The 12,997-nt window shown below is 62.5% G+C and carries 11 protein-coding genes; 3 read left to right on the forward strand and 8 right to left on the reverse strand.

The window, feature by feature from the left end:
- Nucleotides 1-41: 41 nt before the first annotated feature.
- The 4 genes from JHL16_RS21820 to JHL16_RS21835 all read right to left on the reverse strand — a co-directional run bounded on the left by JHL16_RS21820 (nt 42) and on the right by JHL16_RS21835 (nt 6,450).
- Nucleotides 42-1,187, reverse strand: a complete 1,146-nt coding sequence (locus tag JHL16_RS21820) for a serine hydrolase domain-containing protein (RefSeq protein ID WP_200186923.1) — start codon at nt 1,185-1,187, stop codon at nt 42-44.
- Nucleotides 1,187-3,859, reverse strand: coding sequence for a CHAT domain-containing protein (locus tag JHL16_RS35435; protein WP_200186924.1), 2,673 nt, complete (start codon nt 3,857-3,859; stop codon nt 1,187-1,189). The genes JHL16_RS21820 and JHL16_RS35435 overlap by 1 nt, the downstream gene beginning before the upstream one ends.
- A gap of 149 nt (nt 3,860-4,008) precedes the next feature.
- Nucleotides 4,009-5,415 (reverse strand): alginate export family protein, encoded by a 1,407-nt coding sequence (locus JHL16_RS21830; protein WP_200186925.1) that lies wholly within the window; start codon nt 5,413-5,415, stop codon nt 4,009-4,011.
- A 138-nt stretch (nt 5,416-5,553) separates the two neighbouring features.
- Entirely contained in the window at nt 5,554-6,450 is an 897-nt protein-coding gene (locus JHL16_RS21835) for a LysR family transcriptional regulator (protein ID WP_200186926.1), read from the reverse strand.
- Between the two features lie 129 nt (nt 6,451-6,579).
- Between JHL16_RS21835 and JHL16_RS21840 the strand changes: the two genes are divergently transcribed.
- From JHL16_RS21840 to JHL16_RS21850, 3 genes are read left to right on the forward strand one after another with little or no spacing between them, the layout of a single operon-like run.
- Nucleotides 6,580-7,512: a ring-cleaving dioxygenase gene (locus JHL16_RS21840; protein WP_200186927.1), complete on the forward strand. Its 933-nt coding sequence runs from the start codon at nt 6,580-6,582 to the stop codon at nt 7,510-7,512.
- Nucleotides 7,513-7,514: 2 nt separating this feature from the next.
- On the forward strand, nt 7,515-8,171 hold the full coding sequence (locus JHL16_RS21845) for an alpha/beta hydrolase (protein ID WP_200186928.1): 657 nt from the start codon (nt 7,515-7,517) through the stop codon (nt 8,169-8,171).
- Nucleotides 8,172-8,213: 42 nt separating this feature from the next.
- Nucleotides 8,214-9,140 (forward strand): helix-turn-helix domain-containing protein, encoded by a 927-nt coding sequence (locus JHL16_RS21850; protein WP_200186929.1) that lies wholly within the window; start codon nt 8,214-8,216, stop codon nt 9,138-9,140.
- A 10-nt stretch (nt 9,141-9,150) separates the two neighbouring features.
- Here JHL16_RS21850 and JHL16_RS21855 read toward each other — a convergent pair whose 3' ends face one another.
- From JHL16_RS21855 to JHL16_RS21870, 4 genes are all read right to left on the reverse strand, one after another.
- A complete protein-coding gene (locus JHL16_RS21855) occupies nt 9,151-10,065 on the reverse strand; it encodes a ring-cleaving dioxygenase (RefSeq protein WP_200186930.1) in 915 nt (304 codons plus the stop codon).
- 85 nt (nt 10,066-10,150) lie between these two features.
- Entirely contained in the window at nt 10,151-10,837 is a 687-nt protein-coding gene (locus tag JHL16_RS21860) for a hydrolase (RefSeq protein ID WP_200186931.1), read from the reverse strand.
- A 61-nt stretch (nt 10,838-10,898) separates the two neighbouring features.
- Nucleotides 10,899-12,539, reverse strand: a complete 1,641-nt coding sequence (locus JHL16_RS21865) for an MFS transporter (RefSeq protein ID WP_200186932.1) — start codon at nt 12,537-12,539, stop codon at nt 10,899-10,901.
- The gene (locus tag JHL16_RS21870) at nt 12,536-12,964 is read right to left on the reverse strand and encodes a DoxX family protein (RefSeq protein ID WP_200186933.1); all 429 of its coding nucleotides are present in this window, start codon (nt 12,962-12,964) and stop codon (nt 12,536-12,538) included. Before JHL16_RS21870 ends, JHL16_RS21865 begins: the two co-directional genes overlap by 4 nt.
- Between the last annotated feature and the right edge of the window lie 33 nt (nt 12,965-12,997).

The raw sequence follows: 12,997 nt of genomic DNA on the forward strand, positions 1-12,997 counted from the left end.
GTTTATGAATTTGGATCGTAACGATCCAAATTCATCGTGATCTACCGGATCGCGTTGATCACATAGGTGCTGAAGATCTCATAGGGCAGCGCATCCTGGCGATCATCGGCATAGAAACCCGCCGTAATCACCACGACGAGATCGAGCCCAGGATGGATATAGATGCGCTGGCCACCCAACCCTTGCGCGGAAATCCACGACGAGCGCCGGCCATCCTTATCCTCGTAATCCGTCCACCATTGATAGCCGTAGCCGATCGATGGGTAGCTGTCGAAATGCGCCATATGGGTGCGTGTCGATTCATGGATCCAGTCTTGCGAAACGACCTGCCGCTTGTTCCATTGTCCGCGCCGCAGCACGAGCTCGCCGAGCTTGGCCATATCGCGCGGGCGTAGCCTCACACCCGAATCCGCCGCGGGCTCGCCATTGCCCGGCATCTTCAGCCATTCGAAATCGCCGATGCCGAGTGGCGTGAACAAGGCCTCCTTGGCGAAGTCGGCAATGAATTTTCCGCTCGACCGCTGCAGCATACCGGCCAGGAGTTGCGTATCGCCGCCGCTGTAGTTCCATTTGGCGCCGGCCTTCGCGGCGACCGGCTTGCCGAGCGTGAAGCGATAAGGATCGGCCGAATAGATCATCCGCCGCTCGTCATTCGCCTCCCGGTCATAGGGGCGCGTTTCATCCCAGGCGAGGCCGGATGCCATGGTGAGAAGATGGCGCAGCGTGATGCGGTCCTTCTGCGCTGTGCGCAGGGCCGCCATGTCGGGAAAGTAACTGAAGACGGGTTGGTCGATATCACTGATGATCTTGCGGTCGAGCGCGATGCCGACGAGAAGCGACGTCACGCTTTTGCTGACCGAGCGCAGGTCATGTTTCACATCGGGCCCATGCTCGACCCGGCCCTGATCCGTGCCCCATCTTTCATCCTGGCCGGCGCGGTAGTGCTCGAAGATCAGTGAGCCATGACGGACCACGACGACCCCATGAATATTGGAATCGCGGCGATCGAGCTCGTCGATCATCGCGCACAATTTGCGCGGATCGAATCCGGCTTCGGCTTGCGTCGCGATCTTCCAGTCGTCGATACCGGAAACCGGAACACCACACAGTCGATCCTGCGCTGAAGACGAGACCGGCCAAAGAGCAACGAACGCCGCGCCGATCAGCACGGCCAGCCCATGGCGCATCAGCGAAAGACCTGCAGCAGCGCCTCGAGGGCCGGAAGCTCGTCTGGAATCTTCTTCTCGAGCTTGCGCCGGCAGTCCGCATCGAAGGCCTGCATGCCGGCGATATGGGCAATATTCCGCTCGGCATTATTGGCCATCGGACAATCCTTGGAGCCTCTCTTATGCGTATCGATCTGGCCCAGGAAACCTGCCAGAGCCTGCACCAGCGCATTGGCGATGGCGCGGTCGGTCGCCGGCCCTTCCGCCGACATGCCTTCGAAGCCGGCACAGGAAAAGATCAAGACCGGCGGGCCATTTTCACCGGGCCACCAGGAATAGATGTCGACATCCGTGTTGGAGCGCAGCCAATGCCGGGTGACACAGGCCAGCACATTGACATGCAGCTCGAGAGGAAAGCCGGCGAGGCGCTTCGCGAAGGGCTCGGCCCACAGATAGGGTGTGCCGTCCCTGGCCCGCTTCTTCAGGTCCCAGGCATCGACCGGCGCCGATAGATCGACGAGCTCGAAACCGATATGGGTCTGCCCGGCATTCATGCGATCGAGCGTCGCGCTAAGCGACGGGAAAATACTGTCGATGTCCCAGACCGCGACCTTGACCGGCCGGCCATCGGTGGCGCCGCGCCTCAGCGCCCGCGCCGCTGTGACCGAGGCCGCGGCGGCACCGTCCGTCTTCAGGCACAATGTCATGTCGGGATCGCGGGCATAGACGACAGGCACCGCCCAATCGATGATCTCGCCCTGCAGCGAATAATTGACCGCGATGCGGGCTTCGCGCGCCGCCTCGCCGACGCTGAAGCCATTGGCCACCGCCCAGTAGAAATGCCGGGCGAACTCCGTGGCCGAGACATCGAGCACACTGTACTGGTTGGCGACAAGCGCCGGCAGGCCATGCGCCACCAGCGACTGCGCCAGTCCCTTGTTGAAATCCGCCCGTCCTCCCGAGCCGGACTGGCAGGCATTCAGGAAGACCAGCTTGATACCGCGCTGGCAGAAAATCTCGCGCACCGAGCGCTCGCCGAGGCGGGCCTCGCCACCGCGGTCATTCTCGAACACCAGTGAACCTTCCTGGGTTTCCTCGTCAAACGCGCCATGGCCGATGAAATGCACGATGGCGAACTCTCCGGTCGACAAAGCGGCGTGAATGCTCCGCGGTGTCGCGCGCGCCAGCGGCACGACCTCGACGAGGCCGGCCTTGATCAGCGGATCGAAGCCGCGCCGGATGACCGCTTCCTCCTGCTGGATCGACAACTGCCCGAAGCCGACCGGTTGCGCCGAAGCGACGAGAATGCGCAATGGGCCGGTGCTGAGCGGAATATCATCGGCCGGAACGGCGGTCAGCACATTGCGAATGAAATGCACGTCCTCGGTGGCGAGGAAGCTGCGCCGTGACGCATCATAGGCGAATTCCCACGGCTTCTCGGCGATCCACGGCACCATGGAGGTGAAGACGAAATCGAGCCTGTTGCCATGCTGGCGCGAGCGCGCCTCGTCATAGAGTCGCCGCACATCGCCCTGAAAAATCGTTTCGAAGAGACTGCTGCCGAACTCGATCATCTCACTGTCGCCGGGCAGGGTTCCGCTTTCCCGATTGGTGTAGCTCTGGATGCGCTCATGCATACGGATGATCGTTCCGAAGGCGGTGGGCTCCTCGCCCTTGTCGGCGCGCACCCGCATCGGGACCGTCACCCTGGCGCCGGCATAACTCGCATAGAGGCGGACATATTTCACTGGCCCCGTTTCAGTGCCGGTCGCCGGCGCATCAGGCGTGAAACGATCGAAGATGACGATATGGAACGTGTCGCCCGCAACAGGAGAGCGCCGAGCGCGCGGCGGCGCGACAGCCGGCGCTTCCGGCGCGGCTTCAGGCTCAGGAACCGGCATGTCGCGGCGGGCCGGCTTCGGATAGATCTTGGCGGCAAATTCGAAGTCGCGCGGATTGATGTCGCGACCGCCCACGATGGGTTTGCCGTCCTTGGTGATGGCACCCGGAATCTCGTAACACATGATCGACAGCGGGTCGGCCTCGCGCGTCCCCATGATCGAGGACTTGGACAAAGGCGTCAGAACCTGCTCGGTCGTCTCCTTTTCATCCCAGCCCTGATCCTGATCGAAGAAAGCGAAGGCCTTCCGGCGATCGATCTTCTTGATCAGCTCCGCCCGCATATGCTCGTGATCGAAACCGAGCGTATGGCCCGCCTCATGGCGCACCACGCGCTTGAACTCCGATTCCGGCGTCTTCATCGTGAAGCCATCGAGATTGAAGGTCGGCTGGTCCTCCTCGATCCCGAGGATCTCGGTGCCGACATAGGACCAATAGCCTGCCATGTCCTCCGGCGAATCGAGCCGCGAGATGCGCACCTGGCCGACGCCGTTGGTCTCGTCGAACCGGACATTCGCGGTCTTCGCCCAGGCATTCATATGCAAGAGAATGCGCTCGCGCAGATCGCGCGGCGGCGTATCGAGGAACTGAACGCTGAGCCGGACGCCGGACTTCGGCCATTTGCGCCCGACAATGAGAGTGAGGCGCCGCGGCCCGCCACGCCGCCCGACGGGGGTGCGCTCGACGGTGCGTCGCTCGTCCTCATTTGCCGGATTGATTTCGACGCTGCGGCGCAGAAAATTCTCGTGCTGAGCGAGCGTCAGTACCTTCGGTCGACAAATGATCTTTGTCACGAGCATTGCTCCCGCACGACCGGACAACCGGCGTGCCTTGGTATGAGATCATCTGCCCTCGAAAGCCCCGCCTTCGCAGGAGAAGCGGGATAACATTAGACAACAATATTCCCCAACGTCAATGGGATCGGATCGCCCTCAACGGATCTTCAGAAGAGGAACTGCGCCCAGATGGCGGCGAAGTCTCCGGCCCGCCCCCCGGCGTCCCGAACGCGATCGCCCGGCTCATAATGCACGTAAGTGCCGCCGATATTCACGTGATCTGTCGCCGCCCAGTTCACCGTCGTGCTGACCTGTTGCCCGATGAAGCGGGACGAACCGCCCGCCGTGCCCTTGAGGGGCGAAAGGGAGGCGCCATAGATCGCATCCTCCGTGCTTTCCTTCCATAGAGGATTCCAGCCGATGTTCAGATCCACCGTGCTGGTCAAGGACAGTGTCAGATTAGGCTGGATATCGAGCAGATTTGCCGGCGCCACGAGATTGGCCTCGGAGAAATAAGGCAGCTTGGGAAAGAGCGGATTGAATGTGCCAAGCGTGCGGTCATTGAGATCGTCATCGCCGCTGATCGCGTCGGCATTCAATCCCAAACGCGGTGAGAATGTCCAATCCGAGAAAGTGTAACCGATGTCGGAAGAAACCGTCCACGCATCGATATCGGAGGCGCCGAACGATCCGAACTGGACTGCCGCCTCGACATTCCAGTCGAAGCCCGAGCGCTGACCGAACAAGCGTGTCCCGATTGTGTGGCGGCGCTCTGTCGCGAGGCCTTGCGCGAAACGCGCATCCTCCCGCTCGAGACCGAGATAGTACAAATCCGCCTTCAGGCCGGAAACACCCGGCACGGCGGCGGTGATATAGACGCCCCAGAACAGCTGGCCGGGATCACTTTCATCATCGAAGGTCCCCGGGAAAAGCAATACCGGTCTCGCCAGGAAGCCGTCGATGCGGATGTCCTGCCGATCGGACCATGAGACGCGCACACCGTCGAAGGAGCGGCGGATATTGGGGCTTTCCCGCACCGAGACGAGACGTGACGATCCGAAGCTCATTTCCTGGCGACCGGCGCGCAGGCTGCCCTCACCGTCGAATATGGGCGCAGACAGCTCGCCAAATCCCTGCAGGAGGTCGAGCTTGTCTTCTTGCGTCGGCGGCGGCGTTCCATCGAAGCCCGGCGCATATCCGCTCGCCAGTTCGGCGAAGGTTCGCAGATGCGGGCCATAATGGATATCGCCGAACAGGAACAAGCGATTCAGCAGATAGTCGTTCTGGTCCGGCGCACCGAGGCCGAAAACCGGCTTGTTTGAGGCTTCGTAGCGGGCCCGCAGCTCACCGCCCAATGTGGCGTACCAGGAGCCGTCTTCATTCAGCGGGATCCACTTGATCGGATCGAATGGATCACTGCGCAGAGCTGGATCGCGAAGAACGGACCAATCCTCGTTGAAGCGCGAGCTGGAATAAGCCGGCCTGCTCCCGTCGGCTCGCGCCGCATCGCCCAGACCGATCCCCAACAATGCCACCGCGAGTCCGGCGCCGATGGCTGCACCTGCCCACCTCATGGAGCCAAGCCGCCGGTCGCGGCCGCCTCGATCGGCATGGATATCCTCTTTTACTATTGGCCGAATAACGTCGGCATAGTGCGGAGAGCTCTCACGAACGTCTTGTCCCTTTTGTCCGTCTTTTGGACAAGCGGAAGGTCACCCGGCATCCTCGCGCCCGAAGCGCTCGACGAGGAAGTCGATGAACAGACGGACCTTGATCGACAAATGCCTGGTCGAAGGATAGACCGCGTAGAGCGAAAGCGGCGGGGCCTGGAACTCATCGAGAATGGTCCTGAGCTTTCCGTTCTTCAAGGCCTCGTCGGCGATGAATTTGGGAATCAGCGCAATTCCTCGTCCCTTCACGGCAACGTCGCGCAGCACTTCCGCATTGTTGACGCACAATGACCAGGCGGGCTGGATCCAATGGACGCCGTCGTCACCCGTCAGCTTCCACTGGTTGCCCGTCAAAAGAAATCCGTATGTCAGAGTGTGGTGTTTGCGCAAATCCTCCGGATGAGTCGGTGCGCCATGGCGCTCCAGATAGTCGGGTGAAGCGCAGACCAGCCTCGGCATCGGCGCGATCTTGCGGGCGATGAGGCTCGACGATTCGAGTTCGGCGATGCGCAGCGTCACGTCGAACCCGCCCTCCACCGGATCGACGAGATCGTCGCTGAGCACGAGCTGGAGCTGCATCTCGGGATAGCTGATCATGAAATCGGCCAGTGCCGGCCCGAGCTTGATCGTGCCGAAGGACATCGGCGCGTTGATACGCAGAAGCCCTCGCGGCGTGGACTGCTGGCTGGTGACGGCCTGGTCGGCAGCATCGATCTCCGACAGGATGACGAGCGCCCGCTCGAAATAGAGCTGGCCGTTCTCATTCGGACTCGCATGCCTCGTCGTGCGGGTCAGGAGCTGCACCCCGAGGCTTTCCTCCAGATCCGCGATGTATTTGCTGACTGCCGACCGGGACAGCCGCAATTGCCGGCCCGCTTCGGCAAAACTGCCGTTTTCCACCACTTTTACGAATGCCCGAAGGCTGGCCACCTTATCCATGTGAAATCCGATTGTCTCCAAATCATAGACAGACCATGCACAGAACCATGGATTGTCTCCAATTCAAAGCTGCCCAATATTTGCGGGCGAGGCAAGGGCCTTCATTTGAATTCGGAGGAGAAAATAGAGATGTCGGGCATTCATCACGTCACAGCCATCGCGGGCAATCCGCTCAGGAACTTCGCGTTCTATACGCGCGATCTCGGCCTGCGTTTCGTCAAGAAGACCGTCAATTTCGACGATCCGGGCACCTATCATTTCTACTACGGGGACGAGTCGGGCCGGCCCGGTACCATCCTCACCTTCTTCCCATGGGAAGGCGCGCCGGCCGGCCGCCGCGGCGTCGGTGAAACCCAGGAGACGGCGTTCCGCGTCCCGCAAGGGTCCTTGAGCTATTGGAGCCAGCGCCTTCAGCAGAAGGGCATTACGTTCGAGACGCCGGAAAATCGGTTCGGCGAACCGGTCCTGACCTTCTCTGACCCGGACGGCACGGCGCTGGCGCTTGTCGGCGCGGCGGGCGCGGAAGATGATCCTGCCTGGAGCAATGACGACATACCGGCCGAGCACGCGATCCGTGGCTTCCATGGTGTGACGCTCCTCGTTGCCGACGCGAGCAAAACCGCCAAAGTCCTGACCGATGTGTTCGGCTTCCGCGAGATCGCGCGCGAGGGTTCGGTGATCCGCTTCAAGGCCTCGGGTGCCGCGGAAGGCAGCATCGTCGATATCCAGGAGGTGAAAGGCCTGGCGCGGGGCGGTCAGGGCCGCGGCTCGGTGCATCACATCGCCTTCCGCGCCAAGGATGATGCCGAACAGGCCTTGATGGCCGAGAAGCTGGTCGGCAATCACGGCCTCCATGCCACCGAGCAGAAGGACCGCAATTACTTCCGCTCGATTTATTTCCGCGAGCCCGGCGGCGTCCTGTTCGAGATCGCCACCGATATTCCGGGTTTTGCGGTGGACGAGCCTGTCGCAACGCTCGGCCGCGATCTGAAACTGCCGCGTTTCCTCGAGCCGCATCGCAGCGAGATCGAGGGCGTGCTGCCCGAACTTCAAGGAGCTTGAGTATGACCGCGAAGTCTCCCTTCACCTATCGCTTCGAAGCCGGCGCCCAGGCAGAGGCGCCGCCGCTTCTGCTCCTGCACGGCACCGGCGGCGACGAAAACGATCTGCTGCAACTGGGTCAGATGATGTCATCCGGCTCGGCGCTTCTGTCGCCGCGCGGCCGTGTCCTCGAAAACGGCATGCCGCGTTTCTTCCGCCGCTTCTCCGAAGGCAGGTTCGATGAAGAGGACGTCCGCTACCGCGCCGTGGAGCTCGGAGATTTCGTCTCCTATGCGCGGGATCGCTACGGTATCGGCGCGCCGATCGCGGTGGGCTTTTCCAACGGCGCCAATATAGCCGCGGCCCTTCTATTGACGCGGCCGGAAACATTGGCGGGCGCAGTTCTGCTGCGCGCCATGGTCCCGTTGTCCGATCCGCCCGCGGTCGATCTCGACGGAAAACCTGTGCTGATCCTGTCGGGACGGCAGGACCCGATCGTTCCCGCCGACAATGCGCGCCGGCTATCGACCATCCTGTCAAAAGCGGGAGCGAAGGTGGACCACCAGATCCTCCCCACCGGACATCAGCTTTCGCAGACCGATATCGCGCTCGCCAGGACATGGCTGGCCGATGTGGCACTCGCCTCCGGCCGACAGAAGCATGCCGTATCGGCCTGCTGACAGGGATCGAAACGCGATTGCGTCTGCAGCTGAGGCACTTCCATGATCGAACGGTCCAACAGTACGCCCGAAGGCTTCTACGGCAGCCGTCTCACTCAGCACCTCGGCATGGACGGTGATTGTCTCTGGCGCATCAGGCGCAATGGACAATTGGCTCTCGCAGTGACCCGGCTCACTTGCTCGCGTTTTATCCGCGAGCGCAGTGCGCCGGTCCCTGCCGAGGCGGCCTTCAGCATTCTGCATCAGCTCGGCGATCTCGAGCGCCATTCCTGCTGGCTTGCCGGACGGCCACAATATTCAGGAGCCTTCAGCGCCGGGTCGGTGAGTGTGATCGATCTTCGCGACAGCCCGCAATTTGAATTCAAGGGCCCGATCGACGCGATCCAATATTACGTTCCGCAGAAGGCTCTCGATGAATTCGCGCACGAGCACAGGGCCAAGCCCGTTTCCACGCTGAAATGGCACAGGGATCAGCGCGACCCCTTCCTGTCGACGCTATCGAACATCCTGTTGAGCGCCGTAGAGCAGGATCGCGCGACGAATCAGCTCTTTGTCGATCAAATCGGGCTCAGCCTGATCGCGCATTTCGCGCAGTCCTATGGGGGACTGCGTGTATCCGAGGGAGGCTCCAACGGCGGTCTCGCACCTTGGCAGGAGCGGCGCGCCAAGGAGATCATGCAGTCGCGGCTGGCCAGCCAATTGACGATCGCCAATATCGCGGCCGAGTGCCGGTTGACTCCGAGCCACTTCGCCCGCGCGTTCCGGCGCAGCACGGGTATCGCTCCGCATGAATATCTCTTGCGACTGCGGATCGAAGAGGCCAAACGCTTGATGCTGAGCACCGAGCTTGCGCTGATTGATATCGCGCTGATCTGCGGATTTGGCGATCAGAGTTATTTCACGCGCATGTTTTCCCGCAATGTCGGCGAGAGCCCGGGAGCCTGGCGCCGCACCCGGTCAGCGGGATAGCGATGCCGTTTTAGAGAGGCGGCAAGATCGCCTGCAACTCGTGGCGACGGTCTTCGAGGAAAGTGGGAAGCTGCAGCCCCTCACCAAGCCTGTCCAGCGCCTCATCGACGACGAAGCCAGGGCCGTCGGTCGCAATCTCGAAAAGCACGCCGCATGGCGCCCGAAAGCAAACCGTATTCAGATAAGTCCGCTCGATAGGATCGCTGACCGTCATGCCGTAGGTAGAGCGGAGCTTTTCCACCATCTGCGACTGATCGTCAGCATCCGCGCAACGAAAGGCGACATGGCGAATGGTGCCGCCGCCCAAACGCCCTCGTGAAGAGGGCCCGATCACGCGCAGGGTGAGCTGGCCGCCAGGTCCGTCATGCGCAACGAATCGCATCACCTCGTTTCTGCTGGCCACACACTCGAACCCCAGAACATCCTGCACGATATCGATGGTGGCATCAGCCGCGCGAACATTGAGAGTGAGATCGTCAAGCCCATATACCGGCCAGTCAGCGTCCGCGGTCGACCCGACGGGACGGGTTGCCTTTGCTTCGACCAAGGCAAGGGAGGTCCCTTCGGGATCGGTGAAACACATCATCGGCTCTCCGAACGGAGACAGGTGACGCGCGAAAGCGACCTGGGCTTCGCCCAGGCGCTCGGCCCAAGCATCCAGTGATCCCAATGGAATTCGGAAAGTCGTCTGCACGACTTCACCAACCCCAACCATCCCATGCGGCACGCATCGCCAGGCAAGCGCGCTGATGACCGTGCCCGGCCTGCCGGCCGGATCACCGAAATAGATGTGATAGCTTCCTGGATCGTCGTAGCAAACGGTCTTCTTCACACATCTGAGCCCCAGGACAGCGGAATAAAAACGCGCGATCCGCGGGGCATTACTGATGATCGTCGTGAGATGGTGGATTCCGCGCGAAGTCATTCTCCTGGATCCGTCAGTTAAGCGGAGTGGTCGCCCGCCATTGCCGCCGCAGGAGCGCTCGTCACGTCCCGCGCGGCTCCGGGGCTCAAGAAACCTTTGCCGGGTTTGGCCCAATGCGCTGGCCATGGCTGACGCGCTCGGGCGCCTTGTGCACCATGGTATAGGCATAGTCGACGCCCATGCCATAGGCGCCGGAATGCTCCTTCACGATCGCCATCACCGCATCATAGGTGTCGCGGCGCGCCCAATCGCGCTGCCATTCCAGCAGCACCTGCTGCCAGGTCACCGGCACGACGCCGGCTTGGACCATGCGGTCCATGGCATATTTGTGAGCATCGACAGAGGTGCCGCCCGACGCATCGGCGACCATGTAGATCTCGTAGTCACCCTCGAGCATCGCGCACAGCGCGAAGGTCGTATTGCAGACCTCGGTCCACAGACCGGCGACGACGACCTTCTTGCGCCCATTCGCGGCCAGCGCGTCACGGACATTCTGGTCGTCCCAGGAATTCATCGAGGTGCGCTCGAGAATCTTGTTCTCGGGAAATACCGCCAGCAGCTCAGGGTAAGTATGGCCCGAGAAGCTTTCCGTCTCGACCGTGGTGATCGTCGTCGGGACCTTGAACGCCTTCGCGGCCTTCGCCAGGCCCACGACGTTGTTCTTCAAAACCTGCCGGTCTATCGACTGCACGCCGAACGCCATCTGCGGCTGCTGGTCGATGATGATGAGCTGGCTGTTCTTGGGTGTGAGGACTTCCAGATATTTGGACATGGCTTTCTCCAGGTGACGATTCTTTGATCCAGGTGGTGGCATTATCGGCGGACGCGTCGTTTCAAGCTTGCATATCAGCCTCGCGGTTTGGCGATTTGCGCCGCGACGGCGGCTTGTTGAGATGAATGAAATGCCGCACGACCGGGCCATCGGGGCCAGCATGGAAACGCGCGACCTCGCTTTGCAGATCGGCATCGGCCTTCGACACACGGTGATGCTGGCGCAGATGCTCGGCCCAGGACGAAACGATGAACCACTCGACGAGTTTCTCCGGGTCGGCCGTATCCTCGGTGATGCCCCAGCCATAAGCCCCGTCGCGCCGGCGCGAGATGGAGAGCGTGTGGATCGCCTGCAGGAACGCTTCCCGTTCGGCCTGCGGAACCCGGTATTCAATCAGGATCACGACCGGACCCCGGTCGTTCTCGACGGGTGATGCGGCAAGCGGCTCCGGCCAGTGGTTGGAGGGCGTGAGATCGGCCTCGCCCACCGGCAGCTTGACGAGATGCATGACGAGGCCCGCGACAAGGAGCGCGGCGGCGCCGATGAGCAGCGTGCCGCGGATACCCGCCGCTTCCGCGACCGCGCCCCAGCCGAGGCTGCCGGCGGTCATCGCGCCATTGAAGACGGTCAGATAGACGGCAAGCGCACGCCCGCGCACCCAGTTCGGCAGGATCGCCTGCGCGACGCCGTTGAGGGTCGTGAGCGCGATGATCCAGGCCATGCCGAGCAGGAGAAGGATCGCCACCGCGAGCCATTGCGGCATGCCGATGGTGAGCGCGGCCATCACCGCCGCGGTCAGAACCACCGACAAGAGCAGCAGCCTGTCGGCCGACAATCTGGCCCGCAGGCGCGGCAGGACGATCGCGCCCAGAATGGCGCCGGCCCCGACCGCACCAAGCAGCACGCCGTAGAAGCCCGCCCCGCCGCCCAGGAGATTGCGGGCGACGAGCGGCAGCAACGCCCAGACGGCGCTGGCGCAGGCGAAAAAGACCGCCGCGCGCAGCAGCACGACGTGCAGTTCCGGGCTGGCCTTCGCATAACGCAGACCGGCCCGGAAGGCGCCGCCGAAGCGTTCGCTCAGCGCATCGTCGGCATCAGGTGCCCGCCGCCACCAGAGCAGCGTCCCGATGACGACGATGTAGCTCGCGACGTCGGCGCCATAGGTGACGCCCGCGCCGAAGGCGGCGAGGATCAGGCCACCCAGAGCGGGACCGATGGAGCGCGCGATGTTGATGCCCAGCGAGTTCAACGCGACGGCGCTCTTGAGATCGCTCTTGGCGACGAGCTCGGGCACGATCGCCTGCCAGGTCGGCGCCATGAGTGCCGCACCCACGCCGCCGAGAAAGGTCAGCGCCACCAGGGAGCTGACGCTCTGAAGGCCGCTCAGCGACAGCGCCATCAGCGACAGGCTGACCAGTCCGAGCATGACCTGAATGGCGATCAGGAACTTCCGGCGATCCAGGATGTCGGACAAAACGCCGGCGGGTATCGCCAGCAGGAAAATTGGCAGCGTCGCCGCGGCCTGCACCAGCGCCACGGCCGCCGGCGCGCCCGAGAGATCGGTGACGAGCCAGGCGCTGGCGACATCACGCATGAAGCTGCCGATATTGCCGACGATGGTCGCCAGCCAGAGAACGGCGAAGACCTTTTGACGGAGCGGCGCAAAGCCGGAAGCCGCGGGCTGTGGAGAGGTCGGGCTCACTTCTGTGCTCCTCGGGACTTTGCGTGATCGTCGAGCGCGACCAGCAGGAAAGCACCGATCAGGCCGAGATGCTCGAAAAACGAGTTGGTCGCCATCGAACGCTCATGTCCGGCGGGCATTTCCCAGAAACGCAGGGCGATGAAGGTCGCCATCAGCGTAAAGCCAGCCAGGCCGAGCGCCGCGAGCCAGCGCCAGCGGCCGATCAGGATCAGTGCGCTCGCCGTGAGTTCGAAGATGATGACCAGGACGGCGAAGAGAGACGCCGGCGCGAGTCCGAAGTGGGTCATCTCGGCGATGGCCCCGTCGAAATCGAGGATCTTGGTCACCGGCCCCTGGATATAGGCGGCACAGAGCAGCAGCAGCGCGAGCCAGCGCAAGGCCGGAACACGCTGCGCCATCGCGGCCGCAAAATCCGCTATCGCCATCGCAACCTCCTGTTCCTCATCATCGCGCGCGCC

Source organism: Taklimakanibacter albus, from assembly GCF_016595235.1.
GTDB classification, from domain to species: Bacteria; Pseudomonadota; Alphaproteobacteria; order Rhizobiales; family Aestuariivirgaceae; genus Taklimakanibacter; species Taklimakanibacter albus.